Origin of the sequence: Dokdonella sp. (assembly GCF_041395345.1) — a bacterium.
Classification (GTDB): Bacteria; Pseudomonadota; Gammaproteobacteria; order Xanthomonadales; family Rhodanobacteraceae; genus Dokdonella.
The window spans coordinates 52,329-70,853 of record NZ_JAWLAR010000009.1 but is presented as its reverse complement, the minus strand read 5'-3'; the positions used below and the strand labels follow the sequence as shown (position 1 = coordinate 70,853).

At 62.5% G+C, this 18,525-nt stretch carries 15 protein-coding genes; 14 read left to right on the top strand and 1 reads right to left on the bottom strand.

Annotated features, from left to right (window positions below):
• Nucleotides 1-76: 76 nt before the first annotated feature.
• Nucleotides 77-1,234 carry a LysM peptidoglycan-binding domain-containing protein gene (locus R3F00_RS09705; RefSeq protein WP_371281584.1) on the bottom strand — a complete coding sequence of 386 codons (1,158 nt, stop codon included), beginning with the start codon at nucleotides 1,232-1,234 and terminating at the stop codon, nucleotides 77-79.
• 333 nt (nucleotides 1,235-1,567) lie between these two features.
• Here R3F00_RS09705 and def point away from each other — a divergent pair, with 333 nt between their 5' ends.
• The 14 genes from def to R3F00_RS09635 all read left to right on the top strand — a co-directional run bounded on the left by def (nucleotide 1,568) and on the right by R3F00_RS09635 (nucleotide 18,475).
• Nucleotides 1,568-2,092 (top strand): peptide deformylase, encoded by a 525-nt coding sequence (gene def, locus R3F00_RS09700; protein WP_371281583.1) that lies wholly within the window; start codon nucleotides 1,568-1,570, stop codon nucleotides 2,090-2,092.
• A gap of 3 nt (nucleotides 2,093-2,095) precedes the next feature.
• Entirely contained in the window at nucleotides 2,096-3,052 is a 957-nt protein-coding gene (fmt, locus tag R3F00_RS09695) for a methionyl-tRNA formyltransferase (RefSeq protein WP_371281581.1), read from the top strand.
• On the top strand, nucleotides 3,049-4,371 hold the full coding sequence (gene rsmB, locus R3F00_RS09690) for a 16S rRNA (cytosine(967)-C(5))-methyltransferase RsmB (RefSeq protein ID WP_371281580.1): 1,323 nt from the start codon (nucleotides 3,049-3,051) through the stop codon (nucleotides 4,369-4,371). Before fmt ends, rsmB begins: the two co-directional genes overlap by 4 nt.
• Nucleotides 4,346-4,897 carry a DUF4390 domain-containing protein gene (locus R3F00_RS09685; protein ID WP_371281579.1) on the top strand — a complete coding sequence of 184 codons (552 nt, stop codon included), beginning with the start codon at nucleotides 4,346-4,348 and terminating at the stop codon, nucleotides 4,895-4,897. The genes rsmB and R3F00_RS09685 overlap by 26 nt, the downstream gene beginning before the upstream one ends.
• Nucleotides 4,876-7,035, top strand: a complete 2,160-nt coding sequence (locus R3F00_RS09680; protein ID WP_371281578.1) for an ATP-binding protein — start codon at nucleotides 4,876-4,878, stop codon at nucleotides 7,033-7,035. Before R3F00_RS09685 ends, R3F00_RS09680 begins: the two co-directional genes overlap by 22 nt.
• Before the next feature lie 58 nt (nucleotides 7,036-7,093).
• Nucleotides 7,094-8,839, top strand: a complete 1,746-nt coding sequence (locus R3F00_RS09675; RefSeq protein WP_371281577.1) for an ArnT family glycosyltransferase — start codon at nucleotides 7,094-7,096, stop codon at nucleotides 8,837-8,839.
• A gap of 96 nt (nucleotides 8,840-8,935) precedes the next feature.
• The gene (locus tag R3F00_RS09670; protein WP_371281576.1) at nucleotides 8,936-9,994 is read left to right on the top strand and encodes a CDP-glycerol glycerophosphotransferase family protein; all 1,059 of its coding nucleotides are present in this window, start codon (nucleotides 8,936-8,938) and stop codon (nucleotides 9,992-9,994) included.
• Nucleotides 9,991-11,745, top strand: coding sequence for an ArnT family glycosyltransferase (locus tag R3F00_RS09665; RefSeq protein WP_371281575.1), 1,755 nt, complete (start codon nucleotides 9,991-9,993; stop codon nucleotides 11,743-11,745). Before R3F00_RS09670 ends, R3F00_RS09665 begins: the two co-directional genes overlap by 4 nt.
• An 85-nt stretch (nucleotides 11,746-11,830) precedes the next feature.
• Entirely contained in the window at nucleotides 11,831-13,216 is a 1,386-nt protein-coding gene (locus R3F00_RS09660) for a sigma-54-dependent transcriptional regulator (protein WP_371281574.1), read from the top strand.
• A 200-nt stretch (nucleotides 13,217-13,416) separates the two neighbouring features.
• On the top strand, nucleotides 13,417-14,199 hold the full coding sequence (locus R3F00_RS09655) for a 3-hydroxybutyrate dehydrogenase (protein WP_371281573.1): 783 nt from the start codon (nucleotides 13,417-13,419) through the stop codon (nucleotides 14,197-14,199).
• 39 nt (nucleotides 14,200-14,238) lie between these two features.
• Nucleotides 14,239-14,553: a hypothetical protein gene (locus R3F00_RS09650; protein ID WP_371281572.1), complete on the top strand. Its 315-nt coding sequence runs from the start codon at nucleotides 14,239-14,241 to the stop codon at nucleotides 14,551-14,553.
• A gap of 394 nt (nucleotides 14,554-14,947) precedes the next feature.
• Entirely contained in the window at nucleotides 14,948-16,474 is a 1,527-nt protein-coding gene (locus tag R3F00_RS09645; RefSeq protein ID WP_371281571.1) for a DUF1254 domain-containing protein, read from the top strand.
• Between the two features lie 33 nt (nucleotides 16,475-16,507).
• Nucleotides 16,508-17,533, top strand: coding sequence for a DUF1214 domain-containing protein (locus R3F00_RS09640; protein ID WP_371281570.1), 1,026 nt, complete (start codon nucleotides 16,508-16,510; stop codon nucleotides 17,531-17,533).
• Nucleotides 17,534-17,722: 189 nt separating this feature from the next.
• Complete coding sequence (locus R3F00_RS09635; RefSeq protein WP_371281569.1) at nucleotides 17,723-18,475, top strand: hypothetical protein; 753 nt, start codon at nucleotides 17,723-17,725, stop codon at nucleotides 18,473-18,475.
• Nucleotides 18,476-18,525: the final 50 nt, after the last annotated feature.

Genomic DNA, 18,525 nt, shown 5'->3' with positions numbered 1-18,525 from the left:
CGCCCGCGAATCTGCAGTAATGAAAACGGCGCGGTGGAATCCACCGCGCCGCCGGGTCATGCCGTCAGGTTGCTGCTCAGGGCGTGCTGTCGGGATCGTGCAGGAAGTCGCCAAGCGACACCGGACGCACGCCATCCATGATCAGACCGTAGCTGACCCGCTGGAATGTGCGGAAAATCATCACGTGGCCGACGAACTCCGGGGGCAGCTTCACGTTCTTGTCGTGCGGGTTGAAGAATGCCTTCGACGAACCCGTCGGATAGTCCGTGATGTCCTGGACAGTCTCGCCTTCCGTGTAAATCGAGTACGTGGTGCCATTGTCGACGCCATCCTCGCTGCCGCGGGAAAGCGCAACCACCTGATAGGTACCGACCGAGGACAAGGCTCCGGTGAAGGCGACCACGCGCATGTTCTCCGGCATCTGGGCCGGTGGATGCGGCACGTATTGATCGTCGTAGGGTTTCGGGTCCAGCGGCAGGATGTAGTCGCCCTTGTTGACCTCGAAGTCCGCATTCATCACCAGGGCGGAAGCGACTTCGCCGGTGCGCGTGACTTGCACCGTGCCGAAATCGAGCACTTCGTAGCCCAGGAACCGAACCCGGCCGCTCAGGGTGATTTCGTGGGGGCCATGCTGCCAGAGCAGGTTCTTGCGACCATTCCAGCCATCACGATCCTGACGGTAGACTTCGCGCTGTGCACCCTCCTCTTCAGGCGGCATGTCGTAGTAGCGTCCGCCGGCCCGGACCACGGCGAAGCGGTCGCCGACCTGGGCATCCAGATTGCGGATGTAGACCAGTTGCCCGGTGGTTCCGCGCAGGCGGTTCTCTTCGATGCCGACGACGGCAGGCGCGTTTTCCATGGTCGCTTCGTCGACGATGCGCGCATTCTTGAGGAATTGCTTGAGCAGCGACAACGGAATCGGCTTGACCGCGTTTTCAAGCGAGGTCACCCGCGCATGCGGCCCGATCGATCCAGGACCGTGGCTGACGCCATCGCCGGACAGGACCAGTTCGTCACCCGGATAGATCAAGTGGGGATTGCGGACATCCGGATTGAGTTGCCAGATCTCGGGCCAGTGCCAAGGCTTGATCAGGAACTTGGCGGAAATGCTCCACAGCGTGTCGCCTTTCTGCACGACATAGCGGTTCGGCGCGTTCTCGGCCCATTGATTTGCGGCGAAAACCGAAACCGTAAGCAGGAGTCCCGCAGAAATCGAAAGTAGTTTTTTAAGCATGGCTGCCAATTACCTGATTCCCCTATGGCTTTGGCGAGTGTATAGGAAACTTTAACCTGAGAAAACGACCGGCACCCGGAAACCTGAACCTCGTCGCAAACCGCGCCAGCCAGCGACCCCGACAGCAGCGATGCTGCAGCGCAAACGAGGCCGGGAAAGCGGCCTCGGTTGCGCTGATTTGGCCTGATGTGGCCGAAAACCGCCAACAATCGCCTGAAAGGCAGCAAACGCGTAGACTTTTAGCGGCCCAAATGACTTGTCTGCTCCCGTCGCGCCCCCAGATCATCGGGTATGCACGGCAGGCAGACGCTCCGCAAATCCGGATCCAACACCATGACTCTCCTCAATATTCTTGAATTTCCAGATCCGCGGCTGCGTACCAGGGCCAAGCCGGTCGAGAAATTCGACGCGGCGCTGAAACAATTGTCCGTGGACATGCTCGAAACCATGTACGCAGCGCCGGGAATCGGCCTGGCAGCCTCACAGGTTGATCGGCACATCCAGATGCTGGTCCTCGATGTCTCCGAAGAAAAGGATTCACCGATGACCTTGGTCAATCCGCGCATTCTCGAGCGCAGCGGCAGCCAGACCTGCCAGGAAGGCTGCCTCTCGGTGCCCGGCATTTTCGCCGACGTGGATCGTGCCGATCGCATTCGGGTTGCTGCGCAGGACCTCAAGGGCGAGCCCATCGAGCTCGAGGCCGACGGATTGCTCGCGGTCTGCATCCAGCATGAGATGGATCACCTGATCGGAAAGCTGTTCGTCGACTACCTGTCGCCGCTGAAACGGGACATGGTGCGCAAGAAACTCGAGAAGCAGCGCCGCCACGCTGATGTTGCCTCGCCGGCAAGCGCCTGAGCGATGAAAAAAAGCCTGCGCCTGGTGTTCGCGGGAACGCCGGATTTCGCCGTGCCTTGCCTGCAGGCCTGTCTCGATTCGGAAGCCGAGGTGGTAGCGGTTTACACGCAGCCGGATCGCCCTTCGGGACGCGGCCGCAAGTTGGTTCCGGGCCCGGTCAAGCAGCTCGCACTGACTGCAGGAATTCCGGTCGAGCAGCCCGATTCGTTGCGAACCGTCGAGTCAAGGAAGCGATTCGCTGACTGGCGCCCCGATCTGCTCGTCGTGGTCGCCTACGGCCTGATCCTGCCGCGATCCATTCTTGCCATCCCCCGGTACGGTTGCTGGAACGTACATGCCTCGTTGTTGCCGCGCTGGCGCGGCGCGGCGCCGATCCAGCGTGCGATTCTGGCCGGTGACCGGGAATCCGGAGTCGACCTGATGCAGATGGAGGCCGGCCTCGACACCGGCCCGGTCCTGCTTGAGCGGCGCACGCCGCTCGCCGATGACGAGACAGGGGGTTCCCTGCATGACCGTCTGTGCCGACTGGGCGCAGAAATCCTGGCCGACGGGATAGCCCGACTGATTGCGGGTGAGCTTCCGGCCGCCGTGGCGCAGGCTGAGACCGGGATCACCTATGCGCACAAGCTCGACAAGACCGAGGCCCGGCTCGACTGGAACGAGCCCGCGATAGCGCTCGAACGCAAGGTGCGTGCATTCAATCCCTGGCCGGTAGCGGAAACCGTGCTGGCGGGTGAGCGCCTGCGAATCTGGTCGGCTCGGGCTTTGCAGTCAACGCATCAGGCCGCGCCTGGCAGCGTGCTGCGCTACGCCACGGATGGCATCGACGTGGCCTGTTCCGAAGGCACTCTGCGCATCCGCGAAATTCAGCGCGATGGCGGGCGCCGAATGGCAGTGCGCGACTGGCTGAACGCGCGGCCCGGGCTGGCAGACATGGCCGACGCTGACTCGCCGGCATGAGCGGCAGGACAGACAACTCAGGCGCCGCTATCCGCGCCGAAGCGGCCCGAACACTGGCCCGGGTCGTGTTCGATGGCGTATCCCTCAGGGTTGCATTCGATGCGCGCGCGTCACGCAGTGCAGATCCGCGCGATCGCGCCCTGCTCGCGGCGACCCTGTTTGCGTCTGCGCGCTGGTGGCTGCGCTTCGATGCCGTTCTGGGGCGGATGCTCGAGCGCGGCTTGCCCGATAAGGCACGCGATATTCACGGCCTCCTGGTACTGGGGTTTGTGCAGATCGAAGTCATGCGCATGCCCGACTACGCCGTGGTCGCCGCCTGCGTGGATGCGGCGAGATTGCTCGGCCAGCCGCGTCACGCTGGCCTGGTCAATGCGGTGCTGAGACGCTTTCTGCGGGAACGAGCCTCGCTGCTGGCCGAGGCCGATCTCGATGAGGTCAGCCGGCATGCTCATCCGCGCTGGCTGATTGATCGCATCCGCAATGACTGGCCACGCGATGCGGACAGCATTCTCGAGGAGAACAACCGCGAGGCACTGCTGACCTTGCGCGTGAATCGCCGCCGTTGCACGCGCGATGCGTTGCTTGAGCGGCTGCAACAGGCCGGCATGACCGCGCACGCGCCCTTGCACCTGGCCGATGCGATCACGCTTGAGGAAAGCACCGATGTCAGCCGCCTGCCGGGTTTTGCCGAAGGGCATTTCTCGGTCCAGGATGGCGCAGCCCAGCAGGTTGCCGATCTGCTCGATCTGAAGGATGGTCAGCGCGTGCTGGACGCCTGTGCCGCCCCCGGAGGCAAGACGGCTCATGCCCTGGAGCGCGCCAATGTGGAAATGACGGCACTGGATTCTGATGCCGGCCGTCTGCCGCGCTTGCGAGAGAATCTGCTCCGGCTCGGACTCGAAGCCACGGTCGTACATGCCGATGCGTCGCGCTCCGACGACTGGTGGGACGGGCGCCCGTTCGATCGCATCCTGCTCGATGCGCCCTGTTCGGCAACCGGCATCATTCGGCGTCAGCCTGACATCAAGCTGCACCGGCGTGCAGCAGATATCGCCCCGTTGGCGGCGATCCAGGCAAGACTTGGAACAGCTCTGTGGCCTATGCTCGCCCCCGGAGGCAAGCTGCTCTACGCAACCTGCTCGTTGTTGCGTGCCGAAAACGAGGCGACGGTTGCCCGGTTGCTGGATGCCTGCAGCGATGCCAGGGCTCTGCCCATCCAGGATCGCCATGGACGTGCCGCCGGTGCCGGTCGGCAAAACTTCCCGGGGCACAAGGGGATGGATGGTTTCTACTATGCGCTACTGGAAAAAACTCGCTAGCTCGCTTTGCCTGGTCGGCCTTCTGGCCGGCTGCGAAGTATTGCGCGACCAGGCGCCCGGAACCCTTCTGATTCGCGATGCGCAACTGGTTGCCGTTGCCGAAGGGCCACGTCTCGAACTGGATCTGGATTGCCAGTTGAACGGGCCGATCAGCGATGCGCTCGAGCACGGTATTCCGATCACGCTGGAAGTCCGCCTGCAAGCTGAAGGCGAGCACGGACTCGCACACGATCGTCGGCAGGTTGAATTGCGTTATTTTCCCCTGACACGACGATACCAGTTGCGCGATACGAGTACCGGCGAGTTGCGCAGCTTTCCCGCCTACGGATACCTGACCGACGCGCTGGCTGCCCTGCATCTGCCATTGTCGGGACACTTCGCCAACTTGCCGCCAGGCACGCGCCTCAGCCTCGAAGTCGGTCTCGACCACGCAGCACTTCCTGGCGCATTGCGCCTCCCGGCCATGCTCGAACCTGCCTGGCGACTGATTGCACCGGAGTATGTGTGGACCGTCGCGGCTGGCTGAACTTCATCGGGCGGCGCCTGCTGCCGACGCTGGCCGTGTTCGGCCTGCTCGCGGCTTCGCTGAAGCTGGCCGAACAGGCGGCCGGCGGCACGGGCGAATTTGTCGACGCCTATCGCTGGGTTCTGGGTGCGGCCGTGTTTGCGCTTGTGGTCCTGCTCGCCTTGATCGCCCAGCGCCTTTGGCGACTGCGCCGGGATCTTGTTCGCGACGCGCCGGGCGCGCGGCTCAGTCGACGCCTGCTCCTGATACTCATCCTGCTGGCGGTGCCGCCGGTCATCGTTGTGTACGGGTTTTCCCTGCGTTTCATCAATGCCACGGTCGACAGCTGGTTCGACGTCAACCTCGAGCGCGCGCTTGATGACGCGCTCGAAGTCGGTCGTATCGTCATCGATGAACATCTCAGGAATGCCGAGTCCGGTACGGCCGAGCTGGCCGATGAACTGGTCAGCGTCTTCGACCGCAACCTGCAGGCCAGTCTGGACCGTGAGATCGAACCGCTCGGCGCGATCCAGCTCAGCGTGTTCGATGCCGATCGTCGGGTGCTGGCCATGGCCAGCTCCGATCCGGCTTTTCTCGATCCGCTGTTTCCGGACTCGGCGACGCTGATGCGGGTTAGTGGCGAAAACCGCTTCGCCGCGGCCGAGCCGCTTGGCGACCTGCTGCTGATTCGCGTGGTGATTCCCATTGGTGCCGTCGGGCTCGGCGGCAAGCGGCGCATGTTGCAGGGACTGTTCCCGCTGCCGGAACGCCTGCAGCCGTTGACGCGCAGCATCGAGAACGCGAGCTTCGATTTCCAGCGTCTGAAATATCTGCGCGGTTCGCTGAAGCTCACGTTCGGCTTGATTCTCACCTTCGTGTTGCTGCTTTCGGTGCTGTTTGCGGTGCTGGCCGCGTTTGGCGTGTCGCGTCGACTGCTCGCGCCGGTGGGTCGACTGATCCACGCCACCCGAGCGGTCGGCGCTGGCCGCTTTGACACGCCACTGCCGATCGCGAGCAATGACGAGCTCGGTCATCTGGTCAATTCCTTCAGCCAGATGACGCGCGAACTGGAACTGGCACGCATGCGCGCACAACACAGTGCGCAGGAAATCGACACGCAGCGCGTCTGGCTCGGCGCGGTGCTTGAACGACTGTCTGCCGGCGTGCTCGGATTCGACAACACGGGCATCCTGCGCGTGGCCAATCGCGCCGGCGAAGCGATTCTCGGCGTCCCGTTGGGCAACTACAGTGGCAGCAGCCTGGCCGACATCAAGCGTGCGCGGCCGGAGCTGGCGCCGATCGCCGATCCGCTCGCCCGGCACATGCGCGAAGGCTTGCGCGAATGGCGCGAGGAAATCGTGATCGAGAATGGTGACGATCGCCGTGTGCTGATGTTGCGCGGTGCGGCCCTGCCGGGCGATGGCGGGTTCGTGGCCGTATTCGACGATCTGACCGTGCTCAACAGCGCCCAGCGTGATGCGGCCTGGGGTGAGGTGGCGCGTCGGCTCGCGCATGAAGTGAAGAATCCGCTGACCCCGATCCAGCTTGCCGCCGAACGTCTGCGGCGTCGATTCATCGGGCGGCTGCCGCCCGACGACAGCGAGTTGCTGGACCGGGCCACGCACACCATCGTCAGCCAGGTCGAAGCGCTGAAAACCATGGTCAATGCCTTTGGCGACTATGCACGACCGCCACAGCTGACCACCCGACCGGTTGCATTGCACGCGCTGATCGCGGAGGTGCTGGATCTGTACGCCAATGACCAGCGCCTCAGTCTTACCCGGCAGTTCGTCGATGGCGACCCGATGGTCAAGGTCGATGCCGTGCGCTTGCGCCAGGCCCTGCACAACCTGCTCAAGAACGCCCTCGAAGCGATCGGCGATCTGCGCAAGCCGCAGATCGTGGTCAGCACGCGTGTGGACCAGAGCGGCGATACGCCCTGGGTCGAAGTCTCTGTTGCGGACAACGGTTCCGGATTGCCCGAGGGGTTTGGCGAACGCTGGTTCGAGCCCTACACTTCAAGCAAGTCGCGTGGTACCGGGCTCGGCCTTGCGGTCGTCAAGAAAATCGCGGAAGAACATGGCGGCAGCGTGAGGGCCGCCCAGCGCGAAGGCGGCGGTGCGGAATTCTTCATGCGCTTGCCATTGGGCAATCCCTGATTCAATGGCTGCCGGCCGTGGCTTCGCCGGGCCGCAAGACAACTGCCGAGGGTTCCGCATGTCCGCAACCGATTTCATCCCCGCGCCGCGAACACAGACAGAGCGTCGCCAGCTCTGGTTGTTCATGCTTGTCGCCCTGCTGGTCATCGGGGCAGGTATCGGGCTGCGCGACCCCTGGCCGGCCGACGAGCCGCGCTTTGCGCTGGCCGCCAAGCAGATGGTCGAGAGCGGCAACTGGCTGATCCCGCATCGCGGTACCGAGCTCTATTCCGACAAGCCGCCGATGTTCATGGCCATGCAGGCGGCCGCCTACACGTTGACGGGCAGCTGGCGGATTGCCTTCCTTCTGCCTTCACTGCTGGCCGCGTTGGGTACGCTGTTCCTGATCTACGATTTCGGCCGCCGCCTGTGGACCCACCGGGTCGGCTTGTGGGCTGCAATCGCCGTGCTCGCCACATTCCAGTTCGTCTATCAGGCCAAACGCGCGCAGATCGATCCGCTGGTCACGTTCTTCATCACCCTGGCCAACTATGGGTTGCTGCGTCATTTCCTGCTGGGTCCGAACTGGCGCGCCTACTGGCTCGGATGCTTCGCTGCCGGACTCGGCGTGATCAGCAAGGGCGTCGGCATCCTCGCCCTGTTCATGTTCCTGCCGTACCTGCTTGCGCGCTGGCGCCGCTGGGAGCACCTGCCCCGGTTCGAAGGTGGCGCCCTGCGCTGGCTCGGCGGCGCGTTGGCGTTCCTCATTGCGGTCGGCTTGTGGATCGCGCCCCTGCTGATCGCCCTGGCCACCAGTGACTCGCCCGAACTTCAGGCCTACGCCCACGACATCCTGTTCCGCCAGACTGCAGGGCGCTACGCAAACTCGTGGGCCCACGAGCACCCGCCCTGGTACTTCATCGAGGTGGTGGCCTACGCATGGTTGCCGTTGACGATCGCCATGGTCGGCGCCTTTCCGCGCTGGCTCGAGCGGTTGCGCGCCCGCGACGCGCGCATCCTGCTGCCTCTGGGCTGGGTCGTGATCGTGTTCGTGTTCTTTTCGATTCCCACCGGCAAGCGTGACATGTACATCCTGCCGGCGCTGCCGTGGGTCGCCTTGCTGGTGGCGCCCTACCTGGATGATCTGCGCCAGCGGCCGTGGTTTCGCTGGACCCTGTTCGTGTTTGTCGTGCTGCTCGCGATCCTGTTTATTGCTCTTGGCAGCTACGCGTGGTCCGGATCCATGCAGCGCGCCAACGAACTCGTCATCGAGCGCGGTATCGACAACAACGGGGTGATGCTCTGGGCCTTCATCGTTGCCGTCGGTGCGCTGGCGGCCTGCTCGGCGTTGATTTTCCGCATACGCCGAAGCGTCACCGGACTGGGCGTCACCCTGGCGGGCATGTGGCTGCTGTGGGGATTCTGGGCCTACCCGATCCTCAACGATTCCAATTCGGCCGCCAAACTCATGCGCCAGGCCGGCGAGCTGGCCGGGCCTGATGCGCAGATTGCACTGGTGGGCTGGAAAGAGCAGAACCTGTTGCTTGCTGATCGCGCGGTCACGGATTTCGGATTCCGCAAACCCCGCCATCGGCAATTGGCCGAGGCGATTCAGTGGCAGGAGGCGGAGCCCGCCCGGCGCAGGGTTTTCATCCTCGACGAAGCGATGCAACCTTGCGTGGATCCGGCATTGTCGATCTTTGTCGGCAATGCCAACCGGCGCTCCTGGTATCTGTTTGGACCAGAGGCCGTCGCTGCGGATTGCCGGGGCGGAAGTGTGCCGCAACCGTTGACCGAGAGTATCGAGCCTGATGATGAGGAATAGGACGAAGTCGATTCGGGGCGTTATTCTGTAGGGCAGCGAAGTGACGCCCGGCACGATCCGTACGGGACGGCTTCAACCAGGTACGGACGCAGGTGAATGCAGCGCCATCTTCTTTTTGCGACAACCCTTTACGCACTACCGGTTTTGCGGCCACTGGCCGAAACAATCCACGCATCGGGAGGTGAGGCCGCCTGGTTCGTGGCGTCCGAACTTGCGCCCTACATGAAAGAGGGCGAGCAGGTCCTGCGCCATGCCCGCGAGGTCAGGCGTTTCGCGCCTTCGGCCGTCTATTCGGCGAGCAACTGGGTGCCGCACTTCTTTCCCGGGGTCAAGGTGCAGGTGTTCCATGGCTTCAATGTCGAAAAGCGCGAATCCACGCGGGGTCATTTCCGCATTCGCGGGCTGTTCGATCTCTATTGCACGCAGGGGCCGGCAACAACGGAATCGTTCCAGCAACTGGCCCGCGAGCATGGACACTTCAAGGTGGTCGAGACAGGTTGGCCCAAGCTTGATCCGCTGTTCTCGGGTGATTCTGCGACGGGTTCGGATCTGCATCCGCACGATGGCCGCGTCGTTTGCATGTATGCCGCCACGTTTACCGAAAGCCTCAGTTCCGCGCGCGCCCTGTTCGGCGAAATCGGCAGGCAGATTGCACGCGGTGACCGCTACTGGTTGTTGACCCTGCATCCGAAATCGGATCCGGAACTCGTGCGCATGTACCGTTCGCTGGAAGGGCCGAACGCCCGCTATCTTGAGGCTGTTGATCTGGTCAGCATGATGCGCGCTGCGGATGTCCTGGTCTCCGACACGTCCTCCGCCGTTTCCGAGTTCATTGTCCAGGGCAAGCCCGTGGTCACCTTCCGCAACCGCGCACCGCGTCCGCACATGATCGATATCCAGACTGCCGACCAGCTGGAAGCTGCGTTGCAGACCGCGCTGAATCCGCCAGACGCGCTGATCGACGAAATCCAGCGCTATGCGCTGCATATCCATCCCGCCCGTGATGGTCGCTCCGGCGAGCGCATTCTCGCGGCCACTGATGCTTTCGCAAGAGGCGAGTTGGGCCCGCTCGCGCCGAAGCCCTTGAACGTCTGGCGCAAGCTGAAGGGGCGCCTGCGCTATCTGGGCTGGACCGAAGGATCCTTAAGCGATTGAACCAGCGCAAGACATTCCACGGCGCGCTTTCGGACTCGGCACTTGTTGAGTCCCTGTGGATTCCGCTGTGGTTGCTTGCTTCACTGTTTGCAATCTTCCAGACCGGCTTCATGCCGCTGTACTCCACGCGCACACTCGGTGTTGCATGGGAAATGTGGAACAGCAGCCAGTTTCTTGTGCCTTACAGCAACGGCGAGCCGTACAGCCACAAGACACCCCTGCTGTTCTGGCTGATCCATGCCGGCTGGGCCGCAGGTGGCGTGGGCGACACCTGGCCGCGCGTGCTCGAAGTGCTGATCGGTCTGGGCATTCTCTGGCTGGCGAAGCGGCTGGCGCGCGTCCTGTTTCGCGAATCGGCGAGGGTCGCGGCGCTGACTCCATGGTTGCTCGCTGCGTTCACGTTTACCTTCCTGTTCAGCCTGCAGATCATGTACGAGATGCTGCTAGCACTCTGCGTGCTGGCGGCGCTGAATTCTCTGGTCGGACGCGATCCGGAAAAACGTCCGTGGTTCGGATGGTTTGCCGTGGCTGTCGCGGCCGGACTGCTGACCAAGGGCCCGGTCATGCTCCTGCACATCGCCGCGCCCTACCTGCTCGGGCCGTATTGGCATCCATGGGCACGGCGGTCGCGCGCGCGCTGGTATCTGGGCGGTGGCCTCGCCCTGATCGCCGCCTGTGCTGCACTGGTCGCCTGGGCCATTCCGGCAGGCCAGGCGGGTGGCGAGGCCTATCGCCATGAGCTGTTTTTCATGCAGACCGCGGGCCGCGTCGTCGACAGCTTCGATCATGCCCGGCCCTGGTGGTGGTACGCCTCGGTGCTTCCCGCTCTTCTGCTGCCCTGGCTGCTGTGGCCGAGGGCCTGGGCCGCGCTGGCTAACGGTTTCGCTGGTCGCAGGCATGCAGGCCGGCGCCTGATTGCTTGCTGGCTGGTTTCGGTGCTGTTCGGCTTTTCACTGGTCAGCGGCAAGCAGGCCTACTACCTGGTGCCCGAAATGGCAGGGCTCGCCATCCTGCTCGCCGCGGGTTTCGCACGCCTTGCCGAACGCGACAGACTGGCTCCGTGGTGGGCGGGTGCATGGCCGCTTGCGCTGGCCGGACTGCTCGGCGCCGGCCTGCTGTGGCTGTTGCCGGGCTGGGTCGCGGAGGGTCGCGTGGATGAACAGGCGCTTGTCGATCTTTCGACGGCAAGCCCGTGGTTCGTGATGGCGGGCTTGCTTCTGGCGGCCCTGTTCCTGCTGGCGCCTCGCCGCGATGCGCCAGCGGTGCGATATGTCGCCGCCCTCAGCCTGGCCGCTGCCTGCCTGGCGTACACCTTGTTTGCACAGACTCTGTGGCCAACGTATGACCTTCGACCCGCCGCCGAACGCATCTCGAACTTGCAACAATCGGGTATCCCGGTTGCGCATTTCCAGGTCTACGAGAACCAGTTCCAGTATCTGGGTCGACTGCAGAAACCGCTGGACGTACTGATCGGAGGCACGCTGGAGCCATGGTCGGCCGCCCATCCGGACGGGCGGATCATCTACTACACCAGGAAGCTGACTGTGGAAGATCTGGCCTATGCCGATCTGATCCAGCCATTTCGCTCCGAATGGTTGATTATTGAACGCGCGGACAGTTGGGCACTGCGCAGGCTTGGGCGCACGGTGCCAAGACCGGCGCGGCCCGCCGAGCGCGTACCCCCCGACTACTGGCTTTATCGCGAGCTTTCGGAGGGATCCACGCCCCGGGCTGCCGAGGGCAGGCCCTGACGGCCGTGCCGTGATCGCCGGGCGCCTGCCCGCAACCGCGAGCATGCGCTATGCTGATGTCTCTTTTTTGCAACGAGTAATGCGCATGCCTTCGGCACGTGTCCTGGTCGTCGATGACGAGCCTGATATCCGCGGTCTGGTCAAGGAAATCCTCGAGGAAGAGGGTTACACCGTAGCCGTCGCCGAGTCGGCTGCAGCCGCACGCGAAGCACGGCGCGGCGAGCGCCCCGATGTGGTCCTGCTCGATATCTGGATGCCGGATCTGGATGGCATCAGCCTGTTGCGCGAATGGAACGAACGCGGAGGCCTGCCCTGTCCAGTCATCATGATGAGCGGACACGGCACGATCGAGACGGCCATTGAAGCAACCCGTCTGGGTGCCTACGATTTCGTCGAGAAACCGATTTCCCTGGCCAAGCTGCTGCTCACCGTCGAACGCGCCCTCGAAGCCAGCCGTTTGCGCCGTGAAAACGAGGGCTTGCGCAGCCAGCTCGTGATGCCGCTGGATCCGGTCGCGACCAGTCGCGCGATGCAGGCACTCAAGGCGCAGATGGAAAAACTCACGGCGCACGATGCATGGATTCTCGTGCAAGGCGAGCGTGGCACCGACAAGGAGGCACTGGCGCGCTGGCTGCATGAAAAAAGTGCGCGTCGTGCTGCGCCCTTTATCACGGTCGCGGCGGGATCCATCGCGCGCGATCATGCTGCTCGCGCCCTCTTCGGCAGCGATGAAAACGGCGGCGTCCAGTACGGTCTGATCGAACAGGCCAATGGAGGGACGCTCTACCTCGACGAGGTTGCCGAGCTCGACCCGGAAATGCAACAACGTCTCTCCAGTGCTTTCGCGCGACGCAACCTGATTCGTTGCGGCGCGCCGGATGCCGTGCCGATCGATCTTCGCGTGATTGCGGCCAGCTCTCAGGATCTGGAGGCCGCCGTGCAGGCCGGCACGTTCCGCGAAGAGCTCTACTACCAGATCAATGTCGTGCCATTGCAGGTCCCGACCCTGCGCGAGCGCATCGAGGATATCCCGGAACTGCTGCGCTACTACGCCGACTTCTTTGCCAATCGCGACAAGCTGCCGTACCGGCAATTTCCCGTAGCCGTGCAGAATCGACTGCGCAACTATGCATGGCCGGGAAACCTTCGCGAACTGCGCAATCTGGTCCAGCGCCTGTTGATTCTCGGCAATGCACCCGAAGTGTCGATCGAGGAAGTGGAGCTGGCACTCGGTGCGGTGGGTGCAGCCGAAAAGGCGGCGCCTGCCACGGCGATGGGGATCGACTTCAGGCAACCCTTGCGCGAGGCGCGCGAACAATTCGAACGCACCTACCTGTTGCACCAGCTCAATGAGGCCGGCGGCAGCGTCGGCAAGCTGGCCAAGATGGTCGGCATGGAGCGCACCCACCTCTACCGAAAGCTCAAGGACCTCGGCGTTGATCCGAAAAGTGCCGGTCGTGACGAACAGTGAACTTTCGACCAATCGATTGTGAACGTGAAGTGTGATTCGATGAAACGCTATTCCGAACAACCCGACTTCCCGAAATGCGCACTGTAGGAGGGGCGTCAGTTGCGATGCTGTTGCTTGACGCAGCATTCAAAAAAAGCATCGCGGCTGACGCCCCTCCTACGAAGAACAACCCTTTTCCTTGACATAAATTGGAGAGATTCATGCAACTCGCAGGCAAGGTAGCCCTCGTCACCGGTGCAGCCAGCGGTATCGGCAAGCGCATCGCCGAGGAATACGCAAGGAATGGTGCGGCGGTCGTGATCGCCGATCTCAACATCGAAGGCGCCAGCGCAGCCGCGAAGGAAATCGGCGAGGGCGGTGGCAAGGCCATTGGCGTGGCCATGGACGTCACTGACGAAGCGGCGGTCGATGGCGGAGTCGCAGAAGCCGTCGGAAAGTTCGGCAGGGTCGACATCCTCGTATCCAATGCCGGCATCCAGATCGTCAAGCCAGTCGAGGAATTCAGCCTGGCCGAATGGAGGAAGATGCTGGCCATTCATCTGGACGGTGCATTCCTGACCACGCGTGCCTGCCTCAGGGACATGTACGCGCGAGGCGAGGGTGGTGCGATCATCTATATGGGCTCCGTGCATTCACATCTTGCTTCAAAGCTGAAGGCGCCCTATTGCACGGCCAAGCATGGCCTGCTGGGACTGGCCCGTGTTGTCGCCAAGGAGGGTGGGCCCAAGGGCGTGCGTGCCAATGTCATCTGCCCCGGGTTCGTGCGCACGCCACTGGTCGAAAAGCAGATTCCCGAGCAGGCGAAGACCTTCGGCATAAGCGAGGACGAGGTAGTCCGCACGATCATGCTCAAGGATACCGTCGACACCGAGTTCACCACGGTCGACGACGTGGCCCATCTTGCGTTGTTCCTCGCCGCGTTCGAGTCCAATGCGTTGACCGGCCAGAGCATCACGGTCAGCCATGGTTGGCACATGCAGTGACTACGCCGTTTCATCAGCGTCGCCTTGATCGGATTGCCGATGGACAGTGATGCGCTCGTCCGGCTGCGCGGCCAGATCGGTGGCCCGCGCGATGGAGCGCTCTTGCGTGTCTCCATCGGCAACCTGCTGCTGGCAGGCAAGGATCCGGTTGGCGCAGCAATCGAATTCCGTGCAGCATTGGATTTTGACGCCGGCTATTCCGCTGCCTGGAAGTTGCTGGGGCGCGCACTCGTCGAGGCCGGCGAAACCGAAGGCGCGATCGATGCCTACCTGCGTGGCATCGACGTCGCCGAGCAACGTGGCGACAAGCAGGCGGCGAAGGAGATGCAGGTCTTCCTGCGCCGCTTGCGATGAACCTGGCGCAATGCGGCATGGGTTGCCGCCCGGTATCCCAGGGCGTGACGGCCGCCTGGCTGTGCAAGAACGCCGGAAAGACTTCTTGTCACAATCGGGCAAGCCAGCGGAATGACCACGCGCGTGCCGGAGGGGCGTCGACAAATTTGCGACACTTCCCGACGAGTGTTGACGGACCAGCTTGCATGCGGAATTCGGAGCCAGGCATGTCGCTGGCGCAAAGAAGCCCATCCAATCACTGGCCAACGGACCTTTACGCCACGTCGTCGCGCCTGAACCTGGTGAGCTCGTTTCTCACCCTCATTCCTGCTTCGCATCCAGGAGATGACGATCGAGCGCCGATCGCACACTCCAATCAATCGCGTATCATCACAGCAACCAATCGGGAGTATTCATGAAGATGCATGTCCAGAGCGCCAGAACGCTGTTGGCCACCACGATGGCCATTGCACTGCTGTCGGCCTGCGGCAAGTCGGCAGACCAGGCCAGCGATTCCGCACCGACTAATGCGGCTCCGGCAACCGCCGTGACGGAACCGGCCGCGCCGGCCGGTGCCCCGACGGTCGAAGAGCTCCAGGCGATCGCCGAGGAGAACTTCATCTACGGCCTGCCGATCGTGATGAACTACGCGGTGATGTACGAGTTCGCGGTGGACAAGAATTCGAACCAGTTCAAGGCGCCGTTCAACGAGATCAAAAACCTCACCCATGTAGCAACACCCAAGGACACCGCGGTCGTCACGCCCAACAGCGACACGCCGTATTCGATCCTGTGGCTGGACCTGCGTGCCGAACCGATGGTGATCTCGGTGCCCGAGGTCGAGGGGAATCGCTATTACGCCGTGCAGTTGATCGACGGCAATACCTACAACTTCGGTTACATCGGTACCCGCGCTACCGGCAACAAGGCCGGCAGCTATCTTGTCGTCGGTCCCGACTGGCAGGGTGAGAAGCCGGCGGGGATTGACCAGACGTTCCGCTCGACCACGCCCTTCGTGTTCGCCAACTTCCGTACCCAGTTGTTCGACCCGGACGACATGCCTAATGTTGAAAAAGTGCAGGCAGGCTATAAGGCCCAACCCCTGTCGGTGTTCCTCGGTCAGCCCGCGCCGCCGGCCACGCCGACAATCGAATTCCTCCCGGCCAGTACGCCCGGGATCAAGGACAACTACTGGCAGTACCTCGACGCCGCGCTCGCCTTCGTGCCCGAGAGCGAGAACAACAGGGAAAGCCTTGCCAAGCTGGCGCGGATGGGCATCGGCCCCGCCAAGACATTTGATTGGAAGGATTTGCCGCAGGAATACCAGCAGGCCATCGTCAAGGGCACCAAGGCCGGCGCAGCCAAGGTCACCGAGTTCGTGGCCTCGGGCTCGCATGACCTCAACGGTTGGCAGGTCGGCTCCTGGTTCGGTGACCAGGCCCACTTCAACCGCGACTGGCTTCTGCGGGCCGCATCCGTCCAGGCCGGATTGTTCGGCAATACCGCCGAGGAAGCCTCGTATCCGATCACCCGTGTGGACGGCAGTGGCCAGACCCTGGACGGCAGCCAGCACAACTACACGCTGACGTTCCCGGCCGGCCAGTACCCGCCCGTCAACGCGTTTTGGTCGGTGACCATGTACGACGGCAAGACGCAGTTGCTGATCGAGAACCCGATCAACCGCTACCTGATCAATTCGCCGATGCTGCCGGACCTAAAAAAGAATCCGGATGGTTCGCTGACGCTCTATATCCAGCACGCATCACCCGGCAAGGACAAGGAGTCGAACTGGTTGCCGGCGCCGAATGGCCCGATCTACATGGTCATGCGCCTGTATTGGCCGAAGCCGGCCACGGACAAGCTGTCGATCCTGCCGATCGGCAAGGGCACCTGGAAGCCGCCGGGCATCGAGGTCGCCGGGCCGCCCAGCGCATCGAACTGATTCGCAAACAACTCAAACGACGGAGTGAGTGAAATGAAAAAGCTGTTTCTGGGCGGGGTGAGGGCTTCGCTCTGCGCCCTGGCCATGATGTCCGCGTCCGCCATGGCGGCCGATCCCATCGTCGTCAATGTCGACAACTTCGCCAGGGCGCAGGCCGATCATGAATTTGACGGCATCACCAAGGGCGCCGGCGGAACCAACAAGTTCAAGATCAATCGCACGCCGACGCCGATCGACGACCAGAACGTCATCCGCATGAACCGCGACACGCTTTACAGCCTGGGCGTGGTCAATATCTCCAGAGGCGCGACGATCACCATGCCGGACGCAGGCAAGCGCTACATGTCGTTGATGATCATCAACAATGACGGCTACGTGAACGAGGTCTATTACGGCGCCGGTACCTACGAGCTCACGATGGAAAAGTTCGATACGCCGTTCGTCGGCGCGGTCGTGCGGATACTGGCGAACGCGGAGGATTCGGCCGATGTGGCCGCGGTCAACGCGTTGCAGGATCAGGTCAAGATCAACGCCAAAGCGCAGGAACCGTTCGTGATGCCGAACTACGATGAAGCCAGCTTCAAGGCGACGCTCGAGCCGATTCTTGCCTTGTCCAAGGGACTGAAGCGGGTCTCCAAGGGTTTCGGCAGTAAGTCCGACGTCGATCCGATCCATTTCCTGCTCGCGAGCGCGGCGGGCTGGGGCGGCCTTCCCGATACGGACAGCATCTACCTGAACGTCGAGCCGGGTCTGCCGGTCGGCAAGTACGAGCTGACCGTCAAGGACGTGCCGGTCCAGGGCTTCTGGTCGATCAGCCTCTACGATGCGAAGGGCTACTTCGAAAAAAACGACCTTCATGCCTACAGCCTCAACAACCTGACTGCAAAACCGAACAAGGATGGCTCCTACACCATCCGCTTCGGAGGCTGCACGACCAGCATCGAAAACTGCCTGCCGATCATGCAGGGCTGGAACTACCTGGTCCGCATGTACCGACCCGATCAGCAGATCATCGACGGCAAGTGGGTGTTCCCGGGGCCACCGGTACCGCGCAAGTAATCGACTGGTTCCTGGTTGGCACAGGTTCCGGGGAGGTCCTGAACATGAAGGCTTCCTCGCCTGGGTGCCAGGCGTGACAATTTGTTCGGATTCACCAGCAGTTTTCCGGACACGATTGGATGTAAAATGATCGTTAACGCGAGTAAACTTTGCATTGCTCAATCCTCACTTTACCTAGGAATTCCCGCGATGAAGACGATTCTCCGCCCGACTGCACTTGCGCTTGCCGGTATGTGTGCTGCTTCGTATTCAACTCAGGCCGCTGCGGCCGAGGGTGATAGCTGGAGTTGGGTTGTTGCTCCGTATATTTTCGCCGCCAGCATCGGCACCGACCACACGCGCGACGTTCCGCCATCAGAAACAAGTTCGGACACGAATTTCTCGAACATCCTCGACAAGCTCGATGGTGCATTCATGCTTCATGTTGAAGGTCAGGGTGATCATGTCGGAGTGTTTGCCGACTACCTGTACATGAGTCTCGGCGACAGCAGGGATTTCAACGTCCTGAGCACCGATTCGGATCTTGATGCCACCCTGTTCGACCTTGCCATGGTCTGGAGCCCGGGTGGTGAGCGCTTCCAGGGCTTCGAAGTGTTTGGCGGCCTGCGCTACATCGATGTGGATCTGAAGATCAAGTTCCAGCCGACCAATCCTGATTTCGACACCGTCAGCGTCAATCCCGGCGAGTCCTACAACGACTTCCTGCTTGGATTCCGCTACAAGTGGGACTTCGGCAATCGCTGGGGACTCAATGTTCGCGTCGATGGCTCGTGGGGCGATACCGACGGCACCTTCAATACCGCAGCCACGCTCAGCTACGCGATGAAGAACGGCGAGTGGCTGTTCGGCTACCGCTACATGACTGCCGATCTTCCGACTGCCGTCAGCAGCACCGACCTTACCCTGAGCGGGCCGCAAATCGGTTACGGCTTCAATTTCTGATAGCGCAACACCTGACCTTGCTGTCCTGGACTGGCTGCACAGTCATGTCG